This window comes from Vibrio phycocola, from assembly GCF_054404255.1.
This window is the reverse complement of sequence record NZ_JBTAMQ010000012.1, coordinates 156,304-180,704: the sequence shown is the minus strand read 5'-3', so window position 1 is coordinate 180,704 and position 24,401 is coordinate 156,304. Positions and strand designations below refer to the sequence as shown.

The 24,401-nt window shown below is 42.3% G+C and carries 20 protein-coding genes; 16 read left to right on the top strand and 4 right to left on the bottom strand.

The features are described 5' to 3' along the window. Window positions 1-3 precede the first annotated feature (3 nt). Genes ACXJY6_RS15750 through ACXJY6_RS15725 form a run of 6 tightly spaced genes read left to right on the top strand, consistent with a single transcriptional unit; the run spans window position 4 to window position 6,394 of the window. Window positions 4-930 carry a DUF58 domain-containing protein gene (locus tag ACXJY6_RS15750; RefSeq protein WP_456049999.1) on the top strand — a complete coding sequence of 309 codons (927 nt, stop codon included), beginning with the start codon at window positions 4-6 and terminating at the stop codon, window positions 928-930. Then, window positions 931-1,413: a DUF4381 domain-containing protein gene (locus ACXJY6_RS15745; RefSeq protein ID WP_456050000.1), complete on the top strand. Its 483-nt coding sequence runs from the start codon at window positions 931-933 to the stop codon at window positions 1,411-1,413. Next, window positions 1,406-2,374, top strand: coding sequence for a vWA domain-containing protein (locus ACXJY6_RS15740; RefSeq protein ID WP_458768910.1), 969 nt, complete (start codon window positions 1,406-1,408; stop codon window positions 2,372-2,374). The genes ACXJY6_RS15745 and ACXJY6_RS15740 overlap by 8 nt, the downstream gene beginning before the upstream one ends. Next, window positions 2,367-4,223, top strand: coding sequence for a VWA domain-containing protein (locus ACXJY6_RS15735; protein WP_458768909.1), 1,857 nt, complete (start codon window positions 2,367-2,369; stop codon window positions 4,221-4,223). The genes ACXJY6_RS15740 and ACXJY6_RS15735 overlap by 8 nt, the downstream gene beginning before the upstream one ends. Next, the gene (locus tag ACXJY6_RS15730; protein WP_456050003.1) at window positions 4,217-5,854 is read left to right on the top strand and encodes a BatD family protein; all 1,638 of its coding nucleotides are present in this window, start codon (window positions 4,217-4,219) and stop codon (window positions 5,852-5,854) included. The genes ACXJY6_RS15735 and ACXJY6_RS15730 overlap by 7 nt, the downstream gene beginning before the upstream one ends. A 60-nt stretch (window positions 5,855-5,914) precedes the next feature. Continuing rightward, the gene (locus ACXJY6_RS15725) at window positions 5,915-6,394 is read left to right on the top strand and encodes a L,D-transpeptidase family protein (protein WP_456050004.1); all 480 of its coding nucleotides are present in this window, start codon (window positions 5,915-5,917) and stop codon (window positions 6,392-6,394) included. Window positions 6,395-6,493: 99 nt separating this feature from the next. On the opposite strand, the gene ACXJY6_RS15720 is transcribed toward ACXJY6_RS15725, so the two are convergent. Then, window positions 6,494-7,177 carry a nucleotide-binding protein gene (locus tag ACXJY6_RS15720; RefSeq protein WP_458768908.1) on the bottom strand — a complete coding sequence of 228 codons (684 nt, stop codon included), beginning with the start codon at window positions 7,175-7,177 and terminating at the stop codon, window positions 6,494-6,496. A 284-nt stretch (window positions 7,178-7,461) separates the two neighbouring features. Between ACXJY6_RS15720 and glpK the strand changes: the two genes are divergently transcribed. From glpK to ACXJY6_RS15690, 6 genes are all read left to right on the top strand, one after another. Continuing rightward, window positions 7,462-8,982, top strand: a complete 1,521-nt coding sequence (glpK, locus tag ACXJY6_RS15715; protein WP_458768907.1) for a glycerol kinase GlpK — start codon at window positions 7,462-7,464, stop codon at window positions 8,980-8,982. Between the two features lie 136 nt (window positions 8,983-9,118). Continuing rightward, window positions 9,119-9,895, top strand: a complete 777-nt coding sequence (locus tag ACXJY6_RS15710) for a DeoR/GlpR family transcriptional regulator (protein WP_456050009.1) — start codon at window positions 9,119-9,121, stop codon at window positions 9,893-9,895. 163 nt (window positions 9,896-10,058) lie between these two features. Further along, window positions 10,059-11,561: a glycerol-3-phosphate dehydrogenase gene (glpD, locus tag ACXJY6_RS15705; RefSeq protein ID WP_458768906.1), complete on the top strand. Its 1,503-nt coding sequence runs from the start codon at window positions 10,059-10,061 to the stop codon at window positions 11,559-11,561. 177 nt (window positions 11,562-11,738) lie between these two features. Next, on the top strand, window positions 11,739-13,406 hold the full coding sequence (locus tag ACXJY6_RS15700) for a SulP family inorganic anion transporter (protein ID WP_458768905.1): 1,668 nt from the start codon (window positions 11,739-11,741) through the stop codon (window positions 13,404-13,406). A gap of 361 nt (window positions 13,407-13,767) precedes the next feature. Next, complete coding sequence (locus tag ACXJY6_RS15695) at window positions 13,768-14,328, top strand: hypothetical protein (protein WP_458768904.1); 561 nt, start codon at window positions 13,768-13,770, stop codon at window positions 14,326-14,328. Between the two features lie 159 nt (window positions 14,329-14,487). Beyond that, window positions 14,488-16,197, top strand: coding sequence for an RluA family pseudouridine synthase (locus ACXJY6_RS15690; protein ID WP_458768903.1), 1,710 nt, complete (start codon window positions 14,488-14,490; stop codon window positions 16,195-16,197). Here ACXJY6_RS15690 and ACXJY6_RS15685 read toward each other — a convergent pair. Beyond that, a complete protein-coding gene (locus ACXJY6_RS15685) occupies window positions 16,187-16,696 on the bottom strand; it encodes an RNA methyltransferase (RefSeq protein WP_458768902.1) in 510 nt (169 codons plus the stop codon). The two genes, ACXJY6_RS15690 and ACXJY6_RS15685, sit on opposite strands and share 11 nt — an antisense overlap. Window positions 16,697-16,936: 240 nt before the next feature. Between ACXJY6_RS15685 and ACXJY6_RS15680 the strand changes: the two genes are divergently transcribed. The 4 genes from ACXJY6_RS15680 to nhaD all read left to right on the top strand — a co-directional run bounded on the left by ACXJY6_RS15680 (window position 16,937) and on the right by nhaD (window position 23,057). Beyond that, complete coding sequence (locus ACXJY6_RS15680) at window positions 16,937-19,369, top strand: bifunctional diguanylate cyclase/phosphodiesterase (protein WP_458768901.1); 2,433 nt, start codon at window positions 16,937-16,939, stop codon at window positions 19,367-19,369. Between the two features lie 85 nt (window positions 19,370-19,454). Further along, window positions 19,455-20,039 carry a P-loop nucleotide/nucleoside kinase family protein gene (locus ACXJY6_RS15675; RefSeq protein WP_458768900.1) on the top strand — a complete coding sequence of 195 codons (585 nt, stop codon included), beginning with the start codon at window positions 19,455-19,457 and terminating at the stop codon, window positions 20,037-20,039. A gap of 228 nt (window positions 20,040-20,267) precedes the next feature. Next, window positions 20,268-21,347 carry a 3,4-dihydroxy-2-butanone-4-phosphate synthase gene (gene ribB / locus ACXJY6_RS15670; protein WP_458768899.1) on the top strand — a complete coding sequence of 360 codons (1,080 nt, stop codon included), beginning with the start codon at window positions 20,268-20,270 and terminating at the stop codon, window positions 21,345-21,347. Window positions 21,348-21,659: 312 nt separating this feature from the next. Then, window positions 21,660-23,057 carry a sodium:proton antiporter NhaD gene (gene nhaD / locus ACXJY6_RS15665; protein WP_458768920.1) on the top strand — a complete coding sequence of 466 codons (1,398 nt, stop codon included), beginning with the start codon at window positions 21,660-21,662 and terminating at the stop codon, window positions 23,055-23,057. On the opposite strand, the gene ACXJY6_RS15660 is transcribed toward nhaD, so the two are convergent. Both ACXJY6_RS15660 and ACXJY6_RS15655 read right to left on the bottom strand, forming a co-directional pair. Further along, the gene (locus tag ACXJY6_RS15660) at window positions 23,043-23,903 is read right to left on the bottom strand and encodes a prephenate dehydratase (protein ID WP_458768898.1); all 861 of its coding nucleotides are present in this window, start codon (window positions 23,901-23,903) and stop codon (window positions 23,043-23,045) included. The two genes, nhaD and ACXJY6_RS15660, sit on opposite strands and share 15 nt — an antisense overlap. A 49-nt stretch (window positions 23,904-23,952) precedes the next feature. Further along, the gene (locus ACXJY6_RS15655) at window positions 23,953-24,312 is read right to left on the bottom strand and encodes a hypothetical protein (RefSeq protein ID WP_458768897.1); all 360 of its coding nucleotides are present in this window, start codon (window positions 24,310-24,312) and stop codon (window positions 23,953-23,955) included. Between the last annotated feature and the right edge of the window lie 89 nt (window positions 24,313-24,401).

Sequence of the window (24,401 nt, the reverse complement as noted above, 5' to 3'; positions counted from 1 at the left end):
CGAATGGAACTACCACCTTACAGTAATGGCTATTCACTCTGCCTTGAAGAGCTTCTTCATTATCGAGTTCATAGCCGTCAATGGCTTCCACCTGCGAAAAGCCTTTGGACATCGTTAGCTGGCCAACATCAAAGTCGCCAGCTTGGTCGAGGTATGGATTTTGCCGAGGTCAGAAAGTATCAAGCCGGTGACGATATTCGTAGTATTGATTGGCGCGTAACCGCAAGAACGGGCAAGCCTTATACAAAATTGTTCACCGAAGAGCGCGAAAAACCCGTTGTCATTTATGTGGATTTAAGTCATTCAATGCAGTTTGGCTCAACGTTAATGCTTAAGGCGATTCAAGCTGCGCACCTTGCTTCATTGTGTGCCTGGACTGCCGTACAGCAAAATGACCGAGTGGGAGCAGTGATTGATTTAGGTGACCAATTAATTGAATTAAAACCACAAAGTCGACAACGTGGCGTTTTGCTTATGCTACAAAAACTGCTCGAAGGCCAACGTCGTAACCTATCCAACCGTCAATCAGTCAGTGACTCGAAGCAACACCAATTTATTGATGCTATGCGGACAATGACCAGAATTGCGCCCAAAGGTAGTGATGTTGTTCTTATCAGTGATTTTATTCACTATCAACCAACTCTCGACCCACTGTTTACTCAATTACGCAAACATAATGCACTGAGGGTGATGCATATATCTGATCCTCTTGAGTGTGGAGAAACCGCATTTAGAGGCGTGGAATTGATAGGTGACTTTAAGTCGAGCAAATGGATTGATTTTTCTGCAAAACGAACCCGACATTCGATAAAAAAATCCTTTGATTCTAAGAGAGATAGTCTAGAATCTCTCTGTGAAAAATTACAAATGCCTTATCATCAAATTTCGAGTGATACTCCTTTATTGACTCAGCTTTCTGGAAAGTTCTAGATGAAACAAACACTCTCTAATCTATTACAATTGAATCCTTTACATTTGCCCCCTTCACCATCATGGTGGCCTATTGCTTGGGGATGGTTATCATTAATCGGCTCCGCGATTGTGGCACTGCTATTGTTGATTTTTTTATTTCGTATGAGACAAAAGAAATTAGCCCCTAAAAAAGCAGCATTGCGTATTTTTTCCAAGTCAAAAGAGACAATGACAGCCTCGGAAGCGATGGAGATTGTAAGACAAGCTGCGTTAAGCTATTTCCCTAGAGATGAAATGGCGAAGCTAACAGGGCATGATTGGTACGCCTTTCTCGACAGTTATGTGTCTACCCCTCTTTTTACCCAGAACGAAACATTGTGGCAAAAAGCGCTGTATCAAAAAGCCCCTAATGGTGACGTAAACCAACTCGTTGATGATTGTCAGGATTGGGTACGTCGTGCATTACCACCAGCAAAACGGAGTTCAACTAACGTTGGCTAATTTAGAATTGGCGTGGTGGTGGATGCTACTTCTGCTTCCGCTACCTTTATTAGCAGTGAGATTGTTACCACCAGCCAAACAATCGACACCAATCCAAATCGCTTACTTACCTTCAGAGCAAAGTGACCGCCGACCAAAACTCGAACTCAGTCGTTGGTTGGCTTATGCAATATGGCTATTTTTGGTCATCGCCGCCGCTCGACCAATTTGGTATGGCGACCCAGTTACGACCCACCCCAAGCATCGCGACTTAATGCTAGTCGTCGACTTGTCTAACTCGATGAGTCAAGAAGATATGCGCCAAGGAGACGAGTACATCGACCGGCTAAGTGCGGTTAAACAAGTGGTTAGCGATTTTATCGACAAACGTGATGGAGACCGAATTGGTTTGGTTTTGTTTGCCGATCACGCCTATTTACAAACCCCTCTTACCTTTGACCATGCAACGGTTAAACAACAACTTAATCAAACCGTACTAAAATTAATTGGCACGAAAACGGCGATTGGTGAAGGTATCGGCCTAGCCACAAAAACGTTTATTGATAGCGATGCGCCACAACGGGTAATGATTCTACTCAGTGATGGAACCAACACTGCGGGTGTGCTCGATCCACTTCGAGCAGCTGAAATCGCAAAAAAATATCACACGACCATATACACTGTCGGAGTAGGTGCAGGGGAAATGCAAGTCAAAGATTTTCTTTTCACTCACACAGTGAATACCGCGAAAGATCTTGATGAAAAAAGCTTGATATCCATTGCCGACACAACAGGCGGCCAGTATTTCCGAGCTCGAAATAGTCAGGAACTCGCAACCATTTACGACACGATTAATCACATGCAACCCATTAGCCAAGCAAGTCAAACCTGGCGCCCTCAGACAGAATGGTTTCATTATCCCCTTACGGTGGCCTTGGTACTTTCGTTCTTACTTATTGCAGTGAGGAGAAATCATGTCTGATCTGGCGGTCCTACACCCTGAATGGCTACTGGCACTTTTCCCAGTCGCTCTGTTTGTTTATTGGTTGATGCACCGACGTCATAGCAGTGACCTCATTTCATCTCACTTAGCAAAAGCAATGGGTGTTGAAAAGCACGACTCCAGTAAACTCTTAATAGGGTTAGCATTAATTTGGGCCATAACCATTATTGCGCTTTCAGGGCCCAGTTTTGGAAAACGAACCATACCAACCATGAGCAGTAACAGTGCTCGCGTTATTGTTATGGATATGTCGCGATCAATGTTTGCAACGGATAACAAACCAAACCGCCTTACTCAAGCACGCTACAAAGCGAGTGACCTGTTGTCTCAGTGGACCGAAGGTTATACCGGCTTAGTCGCCTACGCAGCAGATGCTTATACCGTCAGCCCGATGACAACGGATACCGCGACAATCGCAGCTCAGTTGCCCAACCTTAGCCCAGATCTGATGCCTTACCAAGGTGCCAATGCTGCTCGCGGTGTTACTCGTGCTATCGATCTATTAAAGAACGCCGGATTTGCTGCAGGCTCAATTATCTTAATTACTGATGATCTTGACCAAGCCGAAGCGGATCAAATTGAAAGCCAGCTCGATAGCACCAGTTGGAAGCTAATTATCCTCGGTGTAGGTTCCCGCTCCGGCGCTCCAATTCCAGTCAACGATGGCGAGCTCCTTCAAACAGCCACCGGACAAACCGTGGTGGCTAAAAGTAATTTTAATCTGATGACGCAGTTAGCTAATGACGTATCCGGCACTTTTGCTCCCATTCAACTTGATAACAGCGATGTGACAACAATTGTTGATGCTGAAGCTTCAAGTTTACTTTCGATTTCTAAGGCAAAGCAACACAAGGTCACAGAGCAAATGAACCATGGCTTTTGGTTAGTTCCTATCGTACTGATTGCTGCACTAGGTTTATTCCGTCGTGGGTTTATATTTATTGTCGCCTTTAGCCTCATGCCATTGCTACACCCTTCATCAGCTCAGGCATCACCCTGGCTCAATGACAATCAAGAAGCCAAACAGCTGTATGATTCAGAACAGTACTCTGAAGCCGCAAATCAGTTTAGCGATCCCGAATGGCGCGCAGCTGCTCATTATCAAGCGGAAAATTATCAAGAAGCGATCGATGCACTCAACAGTATTCCAACACCAAATAATCGCCAGCAATACAACCTTGCCAACGCGTATGCAAAAAATGGCGACTTAGAGCAAGCCAAAGAGTTGTACCAGTCGGTTCTGGAAAAAGAACCACAAAATGAAGACGCTCGTCATAATCTCGAGCAAGTTGAAAATGCCCTGAAACAGCAACAGCAACAGCAACAGCAACAGCAACAGCAACAGCAACAGCAACAGCAACAGCAAGACGATAAAAACGATGCGGATCAAAAGCAACAAGATCAGCAAAGCTCTTCTTCAAAAAATAGTGATAAGCAAAACAACGACAAGCAACAAGGATCGAGTAGCCAACAGAAAGATTCGCAACCTCAGAATCAAAGCTCGGCACAAAATAAGCAGGATAAAGAGTCGAGCTCTTCAGCTAAACCAGAGCCAAAAGAGCGAAACAAAGACGAAGAAAATAAAGGCGATCAAGAGCAGAACAGCAGCGCGCAATCTGATCGCACTGATCAATCTATTTCACAAGCTGAAGAAAAGAACAAGACCGAACAGGCAAAGCAGGCAGAAAACAATCAAGCTTCGGACCCAGAACTACGAAAACTAGAGCAAGTAGAAAATGCACGCGATCCAAGCCTCTTATTACGAGCTCAATTGCTACTTCAAGCGCAACAACAAGAACCACCTAAGGACAATGGAAAATCATGGTAATGAATAATGTTAGTCATCAATTCAGATTAATATTGCTGGTCATCGTCAGCTTATTACTTAGCATGCCAAGTTTTGCTCAGGTATACGCGACGGTTTCAAAAAACCGTGTCACGCAAAATGAATTGTTCCGACTCACGATTGTTGCAGATTCCAAAGTTTCGAGTGATTTATTAGACCTTTCTAGCTTAGAATCCGACTTCGAAACCCTCGGTCGTCCTAGCTTTGGCACATCAATCAATATTATTAATGGCAAACGCAGCACTCGCAGTGAATGGAATATCAATATTGCAGCAAATAGAACAGGCATAATCACAATTCCTACACTCCATATTGGTAGCGAACAAACTCAGCCGATAGCCTTACAGGTGGTTAGTGATTCCGCTGCACCAAACAACCAAGATTTGGTCGAAATAAACACCCATTTCGATGATACAACTCTCTATCCGAATCAAAGTACAGTAATGCATGTCGAGCTGATTATTAAAGCGGACACACGACGGTTACAGAATCCTCAGATTACTCCCCCATCCACCAAGGGAATCCAATTGGAATCGGCGAGTGAACCAAATCAAAGCCAGCAAATCATCAACGGCATTCAAAGCACCATCGTTACACAAGATTTCCGCATTACTGGATTAACGCCCGGCAGCTTTGACATTATTGAGCCGCAATTTGAAAGCCAACTTATCTACGAAGGGTATAATGGCGCAACACAAATGCTTGCTTTAAAAACCAAAGCTAAATCGTACCCAATAACTGTGTTAGAAAAACCTAACCAATACACAGGGGTATGGCTACCAACTTCGTACCTCAACTTAGAACAACAGTGGCAGGATGATTCCGGTAATCAACTGCTAGATGATATTACAAAAGTAAACGTTGGCGACCCAATCACTCGGCAGATAAAACTCACCGTTCGAGGCGTTTCTCAAGAGCAAATTCCTAACCTCACGGTCAATTATCCAGATTCATTACGGGTCTATGGTGAGAAACCTAGCTATCAGACTCTCGATAACGGTGATTTAGTCATGACGATGAAGCAAGTACTGATCCCCAATACAAGTGGTGACATCTCCATTCCAGGTATCACTCTAAAATGGTGGGATACAAAAGTTAAGGCTGAACGAAAAAGCTTGTTAGCCAGCAAAGTGATACGAGTCTCACCACAAACTCAAAGTGATATAACACCACTGCCAACCCCAACTCAAGCACCTCAGACGAGTGTTGTTCACGTCGACAATGGTATATGGCCTTATCTTACCGCTCTCTTTGCGTTTTTATGGGTTGCGACATTAATTTGGATGAATCGAAATGGGTTGACTCGCTCAAACGCTGCGGCCTCTGATCCAGTACCTCAAGATGATGATTTTAAACAGCTCAACCAAGCTATTCATCAGAACGATGGATTTAAAGTAAACGTCTTAATCCAACGTTGGCTAGATGAATCGACACTCAGCGTCGCGGACAAACAAAGCGTTATCGAGGCAAAACAGACATGGCTCGCTCAGCAATACGCAAGCCAAACGCCAGAAGCAGATAACAAGGTAGTGTTCCTCTCACTCTTAACTCAGCTGAAAAAAAAGGCAAGAAAAAAAAATCAACAAACAAATGAGCCGTTAGCTAAGCTATAATTAATATGACTGTCTATAAACACTAACACTTTGATTCAAAAGGGGCTAATTATCGTACCGTTGAACGTCTATCCTACGTTGCTTCTGGCATCGCTTATAAGCGCAAGTTCGCTAGCGCAAGTCGACCTTGTCAAAGTGGATAAATCGAAAAGACGTATGTACTTGATTGAGAATGGCACCACCATCAAAGAATATCGTATCGCATTAGGGAAGTCGCCTAAGGGACATAAACAACAGGAAGGCGATCAGAAGACACCTGAAGGACGTTATGTTTTAAATGGGATTAACCCAAATTCGATTTTTTACAAATCGATCCACATCGAGTATCCCAATCAGCAAGATATCCAAAACGCTCAACGGTTAGGAGTAAACTCCGGAGGCGATATCAAAATTCATGGCATTAAATCTACCTTCAAAGATGACCCTGCCTACATTCAAAGCTTCGATTGGACTAATGGTTGTATTGCCATTACCAATCAAGAAATGGATGAGTTTTTATCCCTAGTAGATAACGGCACACCTATCGATATTGAGTGGTAGCCTTGCGGCATTATCTTAATTCTTCGTTTTATATAAAATAGCCCGCTAAACCATTCGATTTAGCGGGCTATTTCATTAATCATTGTTAAGTACACTCTTTTATTCAATCAACGCCAATTGAGCATACGCATTACGAAGCCAAACTTTCATGCGCTGACGCTCGGCAATATTCATTAAACTACGATCATTTGCAACCGCCCAGAAACTGCTGTTGTTAAAATCAATCTTCTGGGTTAATTTGGTTTGGAGCTTAGGAAGCTCAATAATAGCTGCATCATTTTCTTTCGCTAACTGATAAGCGGATGATTTTTTAAAACGCGAGAAATCACTACCTCGACCGTAATTCTGAACAACAACAAACGCAACATCTGAGCCTTTATAACGCTGGACGACACTCGTTAAAAGCGCAACCGAATCGGCCCCATCATCCATCACATGCCACCAATACGTTTGATAGCCCAGTTCATCAAGAAGTCCAAAAACATCAGTTTCTTCGATCCATTTTCCCACTGGTTGAGCCGTTTGAGCGGCCAAATCAATAATTAAATCACGATCGGGGTTCTCTTCAACAGCCGCCAACAACCCATCTAGACTATCATCGTCGCCCACAATTATTGAAGACGCAAAATCTTGGTAAAAACGGGAAAAAGTTCCGTGTGAAGAGTCGCAATCAAAACCTAAGAAGCTGTATTCATGATCAATATAAAATTGCGCTAACAGCCGAGCGGTCATTGACTTACCAACACCACCTTTCTCTCCACCAATAAAATGTACTTTAGCCATCGTAGTTTCCTTTCTACTATTTGTTGATAATGCGATACTTACACCAATATATTTACTTTTATACCGCCGCTTTACAATACATTACGCAAATAATAAATCGATATGAAAAGCAAAAGATAAGATATTCATTACGCTGTTATTAAAAACCTCTGTTCCAACCATGCACAAGCCTCTTCAATTTGATAATCTAGCATTTGCCCTATAAAAACAGGATTTATCTCCTACCTTACACGAATAATAAAAAACAAAATCTAAAATAAAAAAAGAAACTCAAGGACCCAACAATGCACAATAAAAAATATGTGGTTGCTCTTGATCAAGGAACAACGAGCTCGCGCACTATTATTCTCGATCACAACGCCAATATCGTGAGCGCTTCGCAACGAGAATTCACTCAGATTTATCCAAAGCCGGGCTGGGTAGAACATGATCCGATGGAGCTTTATGCAACTCAAAGCTCTACGCTAACCGAAACCCTTGCCCAATCCAGCATCACCAGTGATGAAATTGCGGCGATAGGCATTACAAACCAACGTGAAACCGCCATTGTGTGGAATAAAAACACTGGCAAGCCGGTCTACAACGCCATTGTGTGGCAATGTCGCCGAACTGCTGATATATGTGATGAACTCCGCGAAAAAGGCCTAGAAGAGTATATCCGAGAAACTACAGGCTTAGTCCTTGACCCTTATTTCTCTGGCACCAAAGTAAAATGGATTTTAGATAACGTTGAAGGTGCTCGTGAAGCGGCGAACAAGGGCGAACTACTATTCGGAACCGTTGACACTTGGTTAATCTGGAAAATGACCCAAGGCCGTGTTCATGTCACCGATTACACCAATGCTTCACGCACCATGCTATTTAATATCAACGATTTATGTTGGGATAAAACAATGCTAGAAGAGCTTGGTATTCCTGAAAACATGATGCCTGACGTTAAATGTTCATCCGAAGTATATGGAATGACCAATATTGGTGGTAAAGGTGGAACTCGAATCCCTATTGCAGGCATCGCGGGAGACCAACAAGCGGCCCTATTTGGCCAAATGTGTGTTGAAGCAGGACAAGCTAAAAATACTTACGGGACGGGTTGCTTCTTGTTGATGAACACAGGAAAGGAAAAAGTGACGTCAACACACGGACTGTTAACCACCATCGCATGTGGTCCTAAAGGCGAACCTTCTTACGCATTAGAAGGCGCGGTGTTTATGGCTGGCGCTTCCATTCAGTGGTTACGCGACGAAATGAAATTAATTGCCGATGCCGAAGATTCCGAATATCACGCTAACAAAGTCTCGACTTCAAATGGCGTGTATGTTGTTCCAGCATTTGCAGGCCTTGGCGCACCATACTGGGATGCTCACGCCCGAGGAACTATCGTTGGTCTGACTCGAGGAGCAAATTCCAACCATATCATTCGGGCTACCTTGGAAGGCATTGCTTACCAAACACGAGATGTATTGGATGCAATGCAAGCCGATTCTGGAATAAAATTAGCCAATTTACGTGTCGACGGTGGCGCGGTTGCCAATAACTTTTTGATGCAATTTCAAGCTGATGTATTGGATACAGAAGTACACCGTCCAGATGTCACCGAAGTCACGGCTCTTGGGGCTGCGTATCTTGCAGGTCTTGCTGTGGATTACTGGTCAAGCATCGACGAAGTCAAAGACAAAGCAACTCTCAATCGTGTATTTATGCCACACGAAGATGAAGAGAAACGTAATCGACGCTACAAGGGTTGGAAACGAGCTGTGCGCTGTGCTCAAGCATGGTCAGAATTACGCGATGAAGATGATGAATAAGTCACTTACGTTCAAGTAACACAAAATAGAGCACTTTTAGACAATAGTGTTTTCCTATATTGGAAAGCATTATTGTTCATTAACACTTGATATACTATTGGTCACACCACCATGTCGCCATTGCAGGAGAAATAGGTTGAAGCAACTCCCACGACATCAACAGATTATTGAAATAGTCCAAAAGCAGGGTTACGTAAGCACAGAAGAGCTAGTCGAGAAATTTGAGGTGAGTCCGCAGACGATTCGCCGTGATCTCAATGAGTTGGCGGACAGTAACCACATTCGCCGTTATCACGGTGGCGCAACAATGCCCCTGAGCTCTGAAAATGCCTCATACAGCTCTAGAAAATCACACAACTTTAGTGAAAAAGATCTGATCGCCGAACAGCTAGTAAAACATATCCCCAATGGTGCGACATTATTTATTGATATAGGGACCACTCCTGAAGCTGTGGCACACGCACTCAATAAAAATCATCAACAATTACGAGTTGTCACCAACAATATTAACGTTGCCTCTATTCTTCTATCTAACCCAGAAATCCGACTGATTTTAGCCGGTGGAGAAGTCAGAAATAAAGATGGCGGCATTATGGGCGAAGCTACATTAGACTTTATTCAACAATTCCGTTTGGATTTCGGCATTCTAGGCATTAGTGGTATCGACTTAGACGGATCGCTTCTCGATTTTGACTATCACGAAGTAAGAGTTAAACAAGCAATCATAGAGAATAGCCGCAGTGTATTTCTCGCTGTCGATCATTCTAAATTTGGACGTAATGCGATGGTCAAACTTGGTGGTATTACTCAGATGCATACGGTGTTCACTGACAAACGCCCACCAGAAGAGATTTGTACCCTACTTCAAGATAATGGGGTAAATCTGGATATTGCACAAGAACAAGGTCAATAGACTTACTTTTTATACGTACATTTCCGAACAATAAGTAGAGAATCAATGCTCATTCAAACATAAACGCTCATGAACGAAAATAATGAGTGCATAAAAATGAAAACTAATTTATTATTATTCGAACCTAATCGTTCGTTTGCTCATTATATGTAAGGCTCATTAGATGGAACCAATAAAAACCGAAAACACTCTTCTCGATCTCATCATTATCGGTGGTGGCATTAACGGAGCAGGCATCGCCTCTGATGCTGCAGGTCGAGGATTATCTGTTGGCCTATACGAAGCAAAAGATTTTGCTTCGGCCACCTCTTCTGCCAGTTCAAAGTTAATTCACGGCGGATTACGATATTTAGAGCACTACGAATTTCGATTGGTATCAGAAGCCCTAGCTGAGCGAGAAGTTCTCCTAAGAAAAGCACCGCACATCGCTATTCCTATGCGTTTTCGTTTGCCTCATCGTCCTTACTTACGCCCGGCATGGATGATTCGTTGTGGCCTATTCCTCTATGATACGCTGGGTAAACGCACTACACTCCCTGCGAGCCACGGCATCGACCTCTCTAAATCGGGTTTACTCAAAGAAGAGATGAAACGAGGTTTTGAATATTCAGATTGCTGGGTAGATGACGCTCGTTTAACCTTACTCAATGCCCTATCAGCACAACAAAATGGCGCAGAAGTCGCCAACTACTGCAAAGTTGAAAAGGCTACTCAAGAAAATGGGATTTGGACAGTCACGATACATGATGAAATAAATGACCGTCGTTTCGAACGTCAAGCGAAAGCATTAGTCAACGCTGCAGGCCCATGGGTTAAGCAGTTCTTTGATGATGGATTGCAACGTAAATCACCAAGAAATATCCGCCTCATTACAGGCTCACATATCGTCGTTCCTAAAATTCACGATGAAGAACAAGCCTATATTCTGCAAAATAAAGATAATCGAATCGTATTCGTTATTCCTTATCTGGATGACTTTTCAATCATAGGCACAACCGACGTTGAATATAAAGGTGACCCACGTGACGTTGCTATTTCCCCAGCGGAAATTGACTACCTTATCGACATCGTAAATCAACACTTTGTTAAACCATTAAGTCGTGATGATGTCGTCTGGACATACAGTGGCGTGCGCCCACTATGCGATGATGAGTCTGATTCTCCACAAGCCATCACTCGCGACTACACCTTAGATTTACAACATGAGAACAATGAAGCGCCATTATTATCAATCTTTGGTGGCAAGCTCACGACTTATCGCAAACTTGGTGAAGCTGCAATGGAGAAGCTTGGTGCATTCTTCCCTGAAATGGGTCGACCATGGACTGCAAACGCACCTCTTCCCGGTGGTAACTTTAGTTGCAGTCGTGAAAAGCTCGCCTCCACATTTGCACAAAAATATTCTTGGATTGATGACAAACTGGCCAAACGTTATGTCACCCAATTTGGCAACCAGACTCATCAGCTACTTGCGGAAGTCTCCAATGAAGCTGACATGGGACAACGCTTTGCAGAAGGTGTTTATCAGATTGAATTGGACTACCTCATCAATTACGAATTGGCTAAAAATGGGGAAGATGTACTTTGGCGACGCACTAAGCTCGGACTCTATTTGACTAAAGAAGAGCAACAAGCGGTGACTGACTATATTTCTTCTAATATTTAACCGCCTATAGAGTATAGTGATTTGTTTAAATGGCTTAGTTGAACACTAAGCCATTTTTGTTCCTCTCAATAATATACAGAAATAGAACCCCCTCCAATATGAAACTCTTTACTCATTAAACAATCGGAGTAGAATTAGCCGTTATTCGAAACCCCTCATAGTTTTTATAGGCTCACTATGTTTGCACTTTATGATTCATACCGTGCAGGACTATTCCACTCTCGCCACTGGTTACGCAATGTTATTTCAGGTGTTATCGTTGGTGTTGTAGCCCTACCACTCGCCATGGCATTTGCTATTGCTTCCGGCGTCAAACCAGAACAAGGTATCTACACTTCCATTATCGCCGCGATTGTCGTGTCATTATTTGGTGGATCGCGAATTCAAATAGCCGGTCCCACTGGCGCATTTATCGTAATTCTTGCTGGTATTGTCCAACAATATGGGATCTCAGGATTACAAATCGCGACCATGATGGCCGGCGTGATATTACTCATTTTAGGCTTAACCAAACTAGGCAACATTATCCACTTTATCCCCGACCCTGTGATCGTGGGCTTTACCAGTGGTATTGGCGTTATTATTTGGGTTGGGCAGTGGCGTGAATTCTTTGGGTTGCCAGAAATTCACAGTGAGTATTTCCACCAGAAATTATGGTTGTTAATCAAAGCGATACCACAGTTCGATTTAACCACCACCACTTTAGCGCTGTTCTCTTTAGGACTCGTGATTTTCATACCTAAAATTCCTAGGTTATCTAAAGTACCAGGCCCGCTCGTTGCGCTCGTTGCGGTTGCTGGATTACATTCGATGTTTCACTTTGAGGGTGTACGCACTATTGGTACCGCTTTTGGCGGCATACCTCAAGGTCTACCAGAGTTTAACCTCCCTCAAATAGAGTTCACTCAAATGGTTCAGCTTATTGGTCCAGCCTTTGCAATCGCAATGCTTGGCGCGATTGAATCATTACTTTCCGCGGTTGTAGCCGACGGAATGGCCGGAACAAAGCACAACTCCAACCAAGAGCTTATTGGCCAAGGGTTAGCAAACATGATCACCCCATTATTTGGCGGAATTGCTGCGACTGGGGCAATAGCCAGAACGGCCACCAATATTCGAAACGGTGGCAATAGCCCACTGTCAGGGATCGTTCATTCCATCACTTTGCTTTTAATTATCCTACTTCTTGCACCATTAGCCGTGAACATTCCACTCGCTACTTTAAGTGCGATCCTGTTTATGGTGGCATGGAACATGAGTGAGGCTCCGCACTTTATTAAATTGGTCAAGCGCGCACCCACAGCAGATGTCGTCATTCTTCTCATCACGTTTTCGTTAACGGTGTTCGCAGACTTAGTTGTTGCCGTCAATATCGGCGTCATTATCGCCATATTCCACTTCCTGAAAAGAATGGCAATGAGTGTAGAAGTAAAGCCAAGTGATACCGACGAGTTAAGTCCTGAATTAGCCAAATACGGCTTTGATATCCTTCCAAGAGAGCTTGCTGTCTACGCGCTTGATGGCCCATTTTTCTTTGCTGCTGCTGAAGCTTTTGAACGAGTTATGAATAGTATTCAAGACGAGCCCAAAATCCTCATTCTTCGCCTCAAGTGGGTACCATTTATGGATATTACCGCGATTCAATCCCTAGAAGAGATTATCGAGAATTTCAAAACAAAGCAGATCCAAGTAGTGATATGCGGTGCAAATGCTAGAGTCGAGAACAAACTTATTCGAGCAGGGGTAATCGATCTAATCGGACAGAATCACTTTTTTCCAACGTTCGATATAGCATTGGAAAAAAGCCTAGTGGAGCTGAAACTCACTAAAGAACCCATACTTTAGGTCTCATTTAACTGACAAATCGTTCCTATTTTCAATTAGTAATAGGAACGATGAAATTAAGAAACAAACACGTTTAGCCTTGGCTAATGTAGCTTTGATTATGGAGAAGTGTTTTGCGACCAAAATGGATGACAGGTTTACGGTAAACTTACATATATAAGTAATTACTCATATTTAATAACATAACTCTGACTTAAGACGCATTAATGCTAATTTTCTTTCACTACCTTCACCTAGCCCTGACTTTTCTTCGTAGTGATATTACTCACAGTTGACCATGAAAATTAACTTTCGTTGCATAATAGCGCCACTTATAATTTCAACCACATTTTGTGTTCAACGTCATTTAAAGGACAGTATGATGAAAAAATCAATTTTTGCATTAAGCACGCTTTCTCTAATTCTTATGGGCTGTGACAGCGCAGACAAAGCAGCAGACGTTCAATCTAACGTTGATAAAGCCGCTGAAGCCGTAATTTCTGCAACAACAGAAGCAGCAGAAGCTGTAACTGACACAGTAGAAGCAACTGCCGAAGCAGCTTCTGAAGCGGTTGATACTGCAAAAGACGCAATGAGCGATACTGCTGATGCAGCAACAGATGCTGCTTCTGATGCCGTTGATTCAGCAAAAGACGCAATGAGCGACACTGCTGATGCAGCGACAGACACAGCTTCTGATGCCGTTGATTCAGCAAAAGACGCAATGACTGACACTGCTGATGCAGCGACAGACACAGCTTCTGATGCCGTTGATTCAGCAAAAGATGCAATGAGCGACACTGCTGATGCAGCGACAGACACAGCTTCTGGTGCCGTTGATTCAGCAAAAGACGCAATGACTGACTCAGCTGATGCAGCAAAGGACTCAGCGACTGATGCAGCAACAAATGCAGTTGATGCAGCTAAAGCAAAATTGAACTAATACTGTAATTTCTCGCTAGATTACTCAAGAAGCCCCTAATTAGGGGCTTCTTCTATTTCTTTCACTTGATCGGATCGAGAACCCAATTAGAGACTTTTAAGGGGGAGCACGCTATTATTCTCATGTACTAACGTCTCCTTTAATTCCTAAGAGTTCACCATGACTAAACAGCAGCTTGAGAGCTACTTTCACCCATTTGGCCCTGCATTTACCCTAGCTGAACGCCCTAAAAAATTTACTTACCCATTTTGCTACCAACCACATCCTCTTTGTATTGAAGCGGCGACATTGTTGCAAGACAAGCTTCAATCGGGATCGTTATGGCAAACCCATCGCTCCTTCTATGAAAGAGGTGAACCTGTTGGAAAAATGTTTGGGGTAATGGTGGTTGAAACAGAATCGGGAGAACTAGGATATTTAGCAGCCTTTTCTGGCAAACTTGCGGACTCAAATCATCACGAAGGGTTTGTTCCTCCGGTCTATGACATTCTTAATCAAGATAATATCTTTGTTGATGAATCTTCACAAATCAATGTTCTCAACCAAAAAATAAGCATCCTTGAAGCCTCTGAACACTATGCCGTATTACAACAGAAAGTCGAAGGTATAATCAGTGAAGCCAAAGGTGCTATCGAGAAACTGCAACAGGATATCCGTACTGCACGAGCCCAAAGAAAGCAGCAGCGCTCTATTATAGAATCGGCGGTTAAATCAAATGATGGTCATACAACTCTAAACACACTTGCTCAACAAAGTATTAATGAAAAACGAGAGTTAAAGCAAACCAAGCAGCGATACAGCAACTTAGTTGCACAAGCTCAATGTGAATTAGATGACTATCAAAACAGAATCTTAACACTCAAAAATGAACGAAAAACACGTTCAAATGCTCTACAGCACACTTTGTTTTCAAATTATCAATTTCTGAATGCCAAACGACAGCCAGCTATATTAGTCGACTTGTTTAAAGACACCCTCACGCCAACCCCACCAGCGGGGTCCGGAGAGTGTGCAGCGCCTAAATTGCTTCAGTTTGCCTACGAGCATCAGTTTCGCCCAATTGCCATGGCCGAGTTCTGGTGGGGTGACTCCCCTAAATCAGAGATTCGCAGACACGGTAAGTACTATCCATCATGCAACAGTAAATGCTTACCTATTTTAACTCATATGTTAGAAGGTCTTGATGTTGAACCCAACCCATTGTTAAGCAATCACACAGTGACGAAAGATATCGATATTATTTATCAGGACGACGCGATAGTGGTAATAAACAAGCCTGAAGAAATGCTATCGGTCCCAGGTGTACACATCAAAGACTCGGCATTTACTCGCTTAGAATCTATACTCGGCGAAAGAGACGAAGGACCATATGTAGTTCATCGCTTAGACATGTCTACGTCGGGCTTGTTGGTATTTGCATTAACTCGACGGGCAAATAAAAGCCTACAGAAACAATTTATCACCCGACACGTTGAAAAACGCTATATCGCTCTCGTGGAAGGAATCATAGAGCATGACCATGGAGAAATCTCACTCCCTTTAGCGGCGGATATTAATGATAAACCGCGCCAATTGGTTTGCGAGAAACGAGGAAAAGCCGCTCACACAACATGGCAAGTGATTGCTCGAAAGAGTGACCAAACATTACTCTACCTTTATCCGCATACAGGTAGAACACATCAGCTGAGAGTTCACTGTTCACACCCTCTAGGTCTTAACTTTCCGATTGTCGGGGATGATTTATACGGTGATAGAAAGGATCGTCTCCACTTACACGCCGAGCAATTGAGCTTTGATCACCCTTACACAAAGGCAAGAGTTACGTTCGACGTTCCCTGCCCGTTTACCGATCTTCCAACTAGCGACTAACGGTTAGTCGGTTTTTGTTGTCTCGATTACCAATAATATCTTTGTCGCTATGCTCTCTATGAGACTTGGATAAACGGTCATAGAGCAACACATTTACCGAAGCGGCGAGGTTCATACAGCCTGTTGTGGGTACATAAACAACGTCATCAGCTTGATCAACTATCGATTGAGGAAGTGAACCATCTTCAGGCCCAAAGATATAAATGGCCTGCTCGGGATGTTGAAATTCTGGTAGTGCTGTTGCCCCTACTGCCAATTCTACGCACACAATTTTCGTATTTGCGTCCAGACCTGAAGTAAGATCGTCTACTCCCATCAGTTCGACCGTTTTCTTGGCATTATGTGTGTCAGTGTGAAATTTGGCAGCTCGTTCATAGCGACGACCACTATAACGAATTTGGTCTGCTTGATAGCATCCTGCCGCACGAATTACCGCTCCAACATTTGTCGGGCTTTTGGGATTATACAATCCAATTATTACCATTTTACTCTTCATCATATTGAATTTTCTAGAAGTATACGGGAAGTCACTTAATGGCCTCAATACTAAGCTCAAAAAGCCTACAGAAAAGAGCGAAAATAATGAGTAATTTTTCCACATAAACTCGGCAACCGAGCAAAATCTATATTACGCTTAATATACGCAACCAAACCTCTTTAGGCTTATATGCTGAACTACAATGACCAAAAATTACTCCTAAGAATAAAGTATGCACCAGTCGTAGTGGTGGGTATTTTTATGATTATTATTAATGTCATTGTATTTAACAATAACCGCATTGAGAGCAACGAACGCCTAAATGCACTACATCAAAATGCCATTATTCAACAGAAAGAAACGGTCCGTTTAGAAGTTGAACGTGTTGTTAGACACCTCAATGCTGTGCAAAAAAACACTCGAGAAAAGCTAAAACAACAAGCAAAACAACGAGTCAACGAAGCCTACGCCACCATCCTCAATATTTACAATAACAACTTCGATAAACCCAAAGACGAAGTCGCGAAATTGATCAAAGATGCACTTCGACCGATTCGATTTTTTGAAGGTCGAGGTTATTTCTTTATTTTCCAAATGGATGGAGAAAACGTTCTTCACAGTTTACGCCCTCAAATTGAAGGCAGCATGCAATGGAATGCTCAAGATATCCGAGGAACATACATCTTACGAGAGCATATCGCTCTCATTAGAGAACGCGGTGGAGAAGCATTCTATCAATGGTGGTACCCCAAAACGGGAGAACCAAAAGGGAAAGAGTTCGAAAAGATTGGATACGGTAAATATTTCGCGCCGTATGATTGGTTCATAGGAACTGGCGAGTACCTTGATGACGTCAAAGGTGACGTCCAACGAGAAATGCTCGATTGGGTAGAAAGTTATCACTACGGCGACGACGGGTATATATTTGTGTTTGATAAAGATGCAAAGATCATAGCTCATCCCGATCCGACATTGATTTCACGAACAGGAGGCCCATCCGTCAACGCCTCAATCAAAACTCTTCTAAATCAATACAAACAAGACTCTGGATTCATTAAATATGACTCACCATACATGCCTGGCTCTGAAGATGGTGGTGGCCTTAAGACCAGTTATGTAAAAAAAATCGACAACTGGGATTGGCTCGTCGGTACAGGATTTTATCTCAACAAGTTTGAAGAGTACGTTAATTCACAGCGAGTGATACTGGAATCCAGCCTGAAAAAACAGACAACAAATATTGTTTTGTTAAGTTCATTGTTCACAGCACTCACCATGTTTGCTTCGCTGTTTGTCGGGCGTAATATCGCCAATCGTTTTTCAAATTACCAAAAACAAATCAATCATGATTATACCGAACTCGAGAAAACCAAAAACTCATTGGAGTATCTGGCTCTTCACGATTCGTTAACGCAGCTTCCCAACAGAGTTTCTTTGCAATCGACGATATCAAAACGTATTGCTGAAGATTCTACAAATCAAAACCACCTTGCCATTGCTTTTATAGACTTAAATAGCTTCAAAAAAATAAATGACTTATACGGTCACAGTGCGGGAGATAAGCTGCTATCTATATTAAGTAGAAAATTTGAGATCCTGTTGGATCCGCATGATACCGTTGGACGTTTTGGTGGCGATGAATTTGTTTTTTGTTTTGGTGGCATTAGAGATCTGAAGGTACTTGAAAATAAAGTCGAGCAAATCCTTTGTGCATTTGAGGATCACTTTGTCATTGAGGGAAAAATTATTACCAGTAGCTGTACTATTGGGGTAAGTGTTTTTCCAAACGATGGCAACGACACAGACACATTGATCCGCAAAGCAGATATCGCGCTTCATACCTCAAAATCTGAACAAAGAGGTCAAATACGCTACTACGACTATAAAGTCGATTCTGAAGTTGAACTCAATTACGCTATCGAAGAGCACCTCAAAAAAGCACTTCGTCGTGATGAAATCAGCGTTATGTACCAACCTCAGATTGAAGTAACATCAGAAAAAATGGTGGGACTTGAAGCTTTAGCACGCTGGTATAGTCCGCAACTGGGGCAAATTCCACCCGATAAATTTATTCATATTGCTGAAGAAACAGGTCTAATCGAAGAGATCGGGTTATGGATTTTCCGAACCTCTTGCCAAGACATAATTACAATTTCTCCAAATGGTAAAGACGCGCTTAATATATCAATCAACATTTCGCCCAAACAGTTGATCGACGAAGACTTGCCACACAAACTACAGACCATTTCCCAGCAGGTTGGTATAGACATTCCGCGTATTACCTTAGAAATCACTGAAAATATTTTGCTTGATGACATCGAGAGAGTCACGCCAATTTTACATCAATTCAGGACTATTGGATTTGGTTTATCGTTAGATGATTTTGGTACTGGTTACTCGTCACTAAGCTATCTCAATTTGCTCCCTATAACTGAAATAAAAATTGATCGCTGTTTTGTCGACAAACTACTCAGTACTAGGCAAAGTAAAACTTTGGTGAAATCCATTATCGCAATTGGTCAATCATGTGATATGGAAGTCGTTGCTGAAGGTGTAGAAACAATAGAACAATTTGAGGCATTAAAGGAATATGGATGTCAGATGGTTCAAGGTTATTATTTTGACCGCCCATTAAGATTACTTGAGCTATCAGAGCGAATCGCCAATAACAACGACTCTCAACGCCATGCTTAATTGATTCATAAATGTCTCTCATTTTACAACCAATTCGATATACTTCTGAGAATGATTCCATGGCCATATAAAAAGGTTGAATTCAATGAAGCGTTTGATTCTCGTTACGTCCCCTCCTGCAAGTGGAAAAACATACATTTCCAAACAATTAGCAACCGCACTGCGTCATGTTGTCTATCTTGATAAAGACACCTTGATCACCCTATCTCATCAAATATTCAAGGTGGCTAATGCAGAAGTAAATCGAAGCTCCGATTTCTTTGAACAAAACATTCGTAACTCGGAATACGATGCCATTCTAGCACTGGCAATGGAAGCACTAGAATATGAAGATACCGTACTAATAAACGCTCCCTTCTCACGAGAGATCCGCGATATCCAGTTTATCAACCACCTCAAGCAACAACTCAGTGAAAAAGGGGCTGTTTTATCGATCGTTTGGGTGATCACTGATATTGAAGTGGTCAAATCGAGAATGATTGCTCGCAACTCATCTCGCGATACCTGGAAACTCGAAAACTGGAACGAATATATCCAAGGCGTAAACTTTAAGATTCCTTCGAGCTTAGATGATCCCAATATTGCAGATGATTTGCTCTTATTCCATAACTCCAACGACCAAGAGTTCCACGAATCCATGGCATCGATTCTATCCATCTTAGAACCATAAAATAGTTTCATCGATATCAAATGAAAGCATCAAGCAAGAAGCCCCATTCGCACTTGATGCATTCCCAAACCACATAGTTGCCTGATCCCTTTTCTTCATACATTTTATTGCAAACTAACCTTTGTCACGTTCTAATCAAACACCAATTACATTTTTGCTATAGATAGCATACTTGCTGCAATCATTTTGGTATTATGTGCCCCATTAACAACACATAGAATTAAGTCCATGGAATTAGATAAAATAGAAGATATTATTGAGGATATTCGCCTCGGAAAAATGGTTATCCTAATGGATGATGAAGACCGCGAGAATGAAGGAGATATCCTCGTTGCTGGAGAAAAGATAACGCCAGAATTCATCAACTTTATGGCAACAGAAGGACGTGGTCTAATTTGCTTAACCATCACAGAAGAGCGAGCTAAGCAGCTTGATCTAGGTCCAATGGTTAAGAACAACACTGAAAGCTTTGGTACAAACTTTACCGTTTCAATTGAAGCGGCTGAGGGGGTAACCACTGGGATATCTGCAGCCGACCGCGCTCAAACCATCTCCGCCGCAATATCTTCAACTGCAACTGCTGCTGATATTGTTTCTCCTGGACATATTTTCCCTATAATCGCTCGTGACGGGGGCGTATTGGTTCGTGCCGGTCATACCGAAGCTGGTTGTGACTTAGCAAAATTAGCAGGGCTCGAACCTTCTTGTGCGATTGTTGAAATTCTAAACCAAGATGGCACTATGGCTCGTCGTCCACAACTCGAAGTGTTTGCAAAGAAACATGGAATAAAACTTGGCACCATTGAAGAACTGATTAAACACCGCTTAGAGACAGAATCTATCGTGAGTCGAGTAGAAGAAAAACAACTCGAAACCGAATTCGGACTTTTTGACGTTGTTACCTATCAAGATTCGATCGATCAGTGCTTTCACTATGCCATGATTAAGCCCGGCACTGAAATTTCGAAATCGAGTCCCACACTCGTACGAGTGCACACGCAAAATACGTTAACAGACCTCTTTCAAGTAAAAAATAATGGTTGGTCGATGAGTGATGCGATGACCAAAATCTCTGAGGAAGGCGGTGTATTCGTGATGATCGGCAAATCAGAGACAACACCGGGTCAAAATTTGCTTTCCAACACTCCAAGCGCCCCTTCTCAATCTCGTTCCCAGGAAATAGGAATTGGCTCTCAAATTTTGCATGACTTAGGTGTCGGACAGATGAGACTCATTTCTTCATCCACCACCAAGTATCATTCATTGGGTGGCTTTGACTTAGAAGTGGTAGAATACGTAAACCAATAAGCGTATTATGTATTTAGCTCGGGTTTATTCATGATTAAAGAATGAATCCGAGTAATCTCAGTTGTCATACAATGCAACGACGCGCCAACTCTTGCCAACACATTAGTATTCACTTGTTATATGTTCATTTGATTAAATAGATAACAGGGTTTACATAGTTTAACTCTACATGTAACCAAAATGGTATCAATGGCACGCTGGTTGAATCTTTCTCACTGAACACCATTGATGGCAACATCAAACTAAAACCTATTCTTCATTTCTTTGACCAAGGAATTGATTATGAGACTGTTCATTGCGTTTATCGTTTTAATGAGCGTAAGCTCTGGTTGCTTTGCCTCATCTGAAAACACGCCTAACCTCACCCACACTGCTATTGGTATCACTTGCGTCGTCATATTTGTCCTGTCCTACTTAGTCGTAATGCTGGAAGAGAAACTAAAACTCAGAAAGTCTAAGCCAGTACTGTTTGCCGCTGGAATCATTTGGGCATTAATCGGCTATCAGTTTTCCCAAACCGGCCAATCTGAACTCGCTCAAGAAGCTCTAGAGCATAATTTTCTCGAATATTGCGAATTGTTTCTATTTCTCTTAGTCGCGATGACTTACATCAGCGCTATGGAAGAGCGTCGTCTATTTGATGCTCTAAAGTCTTGGATGATTAGCAAAGGATTTGAGTATAAAACGTTATTTTGGATCACCGGGATATTAGCTTTTGTTATCAGTCCGATCGCCGACAACCTAACCACCGCACTCATCATGTGTGCGGTAGTGTTAAAAGTCGCGGAAAACAACAAAAAGTTTATTACGCTCTGTTGTATCAATATCGTTGTAGGAGCAAATGCGGGTGGGGCGTTTAGTCCCTTCGGTGATATTACGACGCTTATGGTTTGGCAAACAGCGAAAGTATCGTTTACTCAATTTTTCGATCTCGTGATCCCTTCAATCGTCAACTATATCGTTCCTGCTCTGATCATGGCGTTTTTTATTCCTAAAGGTAAGCCGGATTTAATTCACGAAGAAGTTGAGACTAAACGGGGCGCAAAACGTATCGTAATGTTATTCGTACTCACAATATCAACGGCAGTATTCTTCCATGTTGCATTTGATTTTCCACCTGTCATCGGCATGATGCTCGGGCTTGCGTATCTCCAACTATTCGGATTTTATTTACGTAAAACCATGGCCTTCCATGTCGCGAGAAAAATTGAAATCGCCAAGGCCAGCAATGATGCTAAATCACTAGAGCGATATCAAAATGCAATTCCATTTGATGTATTCCAACGAGTGTCACAGGCTGAATGGGATACATTGCTCTTCTTTTATGGAATTGTAATGAGTGTAGGCGGCTTAAGTCTACTCGGTTATCTCAACATGGTTTCATTGACCATGTATACAGAGTGGGACCCAATGTGGGCCAATATATCAGTTGGGTTACTTTCAGCTATTGTAGACAACATTCCGGTCATGTATGCGGTGCTGACTATGAACCCAGACATGAGTTTAGGTCATTGGCTGCTAGTAACACTTACAGCAGGAGTCGGCGGAAGTTTGTTGTCGATTGGATCAGCTGCTGGAGTGGCGTTAATGGGCGCTTCAAAAGGGAACTATACATTTATGGGGCATCTAAAATGGAGCCCAGTGATTTTACTTGGTTACATCGCAAGTATTGCGGCTCATATGCTGATTAATCAATCACTGTTTCTCTGATAGGCTCTCTTCATCAATAACCCACTTTTGATAAGAGCCTAATACTTGGACTGGATTCAGAGCATTGATGGTTGTCAATGCTTCTGACACATTGTTATCTTGAAGGCTGCCATCAAAATCAATGAAAAAATGATATTTACCGAATTCCTTTCGAGTAGGTCGCGAAATAATAGAAGATAGATTAATTGAACGCAGAGAGAACTCATTCAAAACATCACCAAGAAGCCCAGGGTAATCATTTCCTTCTAACACAATAATACTTGTTTTAAAGGTGGAAGCTAAAGTCTGAGTTACTGAGTTATCGCCATTCCGAGACAACACCAAAAACCGAGTCTGGTTCTCTTGATAGTCGTTTACATTATCGATAGAAAAATTAAAGTCGGCAGGCTCCACCGTATGACTTGGTACAATAGCTGCATCCCCAAGGTCTTCACATCGTTGTAATGACTCAGTATTGCTTTCTGTTAAGGTGACACTGGCATTGGTTAAACCATCGAGAAATTCGCTACATTGTCCCTTCGCGACGAACTGGACAAAAAGCCGTTGAATCTCATCAACAGACTTCGCCTGACTCACGACAGAAAAGTGAATTGGCAACACAATTTCAGCAACAATAGTTAACGAACTTGCTATTAGCTCATCCAAAACAACAGGAATAAAACCTTCGGAGAAATTTTCGATGGGTAATACGCCGATGTCACACTCATCGCCAATGGCATTAAACACTGCTTTTATCGAAGGGTAATAGTTAATTTCATAATTTGACTGTGATTGAGTTGCGAGATAACGATGCGTAGCGATCTCAGAAAACGTCCCTGAAGGACCTAGTGTCGCGATCTTGTTCATTTAAATATAATATCTTTTCAGCCAATAAGAATTGAAATCACTGTCTCGATCATTTGGTAATACGATTCCATATATTACTAAGATCGTACATCGCACACGAGCTACAAGTGAGTCGTTCTCCGTCACTATAAATACGCATGACGATTTCCGGGCGTTTTTCTTGAGAATGACGTTTTACTTCAATAACGACCGTATCATCGTCAATAGTGAAAGGGGCGACAAGCGTTTGTCCATCGGATTGTATCTCGACCTTACCATCCGAAAATTTAAGCTGATCGGAATTATTTGGATTGGTATAAACACCGTTAAACATCAACTCTTTGCTCTCTCCAAAGCATCCTGTCAACAGCAAGACAATGGTCAGCAATAGGTAACGCCGTTTCCCTTTGTAGTAACGTTGTAAATTCATGACACCGCCTCGAAACCAAATATTGATAAGTTTAGCAGATATTTACTTTACTCAATGCATGAAAACAAAAAAGGATGATGAATATCCAC

Excerpts from the sequence above, each read along its gene's own strand:
- ACXJY6_RS15660 (WP_458768898.1), bottom strand. The coding sequence starts at position 23,903 with ATGAACAAGATCGCGACACTAGGTCCTTCAGGGACGTTTTCTGAGATC.
- ACXJY6_RS15695 (WP_458768904.1), top strand. The coding sequence starts at position 13,768 with ATGAAAAAATCAATTTTTGCATTAAGCACGCTTTCTCTAATTCTTATG.
- ribB (WP_458768899.1), top strand. The coding sequence starts at position 20,268 with ATGGAATTAGATAAAATAGAAGATATTATTGAGGATATTCGCCTCGGA.
- ACXJY6_RS15735 (WP_458768909.1), top strand. The coding sequence starts at position 2,367 with ATGTCTGATCTGGCGGTCCTACACCCTGAATGGCTACTGGCACTTTTC.
- ACXJY6_RS15675 (WP_458768900.1), top strand. The coding sequence starts at position 19,455 with ATGAAGCGTTTGATTCTCGTTACGTCCCCTCCTGCAAGTGGAAAAACA.
- ACXJY6_RS15730 (WP_456050003.1), top strand. The coding sequence starts at position 4,217 with ATGGTAATGAATAATGTTAGTCATCAATTCAGATTAATATTGCTGGTC.
- ACXJY6_RS15690 (WP_458768903.1), top strand. The coding sequence starts at position 14,488 with ATGACTAAACAGCAGCTTGAGAGCTACTTTCACCCATTTGGCCCTGCA.
- nhaD (WP_458768920.1), top strand. The coding sequence starts at position 21,660 with ATGAGCGTAAGCTCTGGTTGCTTTGCCTCATCTGAAAACACGCCTAAC.
- ACXJY6_RS15680 (WP_458768901.1), top strand. The coding sequence starts at position 16,937 with ATGATTATTATTAATGTCATTGTATTTAACAATAACCGCATTGAGAGC.
- ACXJY6_RS15720 (WP_458768908.1), bottom strand. The coding sequence starts at position 7,177 with ATGGCTAAAGTACATTTTATTGGTGGAGAGAAAGGTGGTGTTGGTAAG.
- ACXJY6_RS15700 (WP_458768905.1), top strand. The coding sequence starts at position 11,739 with ATGTTTGCACTTTATGATTCATACCGTGCAGGACTATTCCACTCTCGC.
- ACXJY6_RS15750 (WP_456049999.1), top strand. The coding sequence starts at position 4 with ATGGAACTACCACCTTACAGTAATGGCTATTCACTCTGCCTTGAAGAG.
- glpK (WP_458768907.1), top strand. The coding sequence starts at position 7,462 with ATGCACAATAAAAAATATGTGGTTGCTCTTGATCAAGGAACAACGAGC.
- glpD (WP_458768906.1), top strand. The coding sequence starts at position 10,059 with ATGGAACCAATAAAAACCGAAAACACTCTTCTCGATCTCATCATTATC.
- ACXJY6_RS15655 (WP_458768897.1), bottom strand. The coding sequence starts at position 24,312 with ATGAATTTACAACGTTACTACAAAGGGAAACGGCGTTACCTATTGCTG.
- ACXJY6_RS15685 (WP_458768902.1), bottom strand. The coding sequence starts at position 16,696 with ATGATGAAGAGTAAAATGGTAATAATTGGATTGTATAATCCCAAAAGC.
- ACXJY6_RS15745 (WP_456050000.1), top strand. The coding sequence starts at position 931 with ATGAAACAAACACTCTCTAATCTATTACAATTGAATCCTTTACATTTG.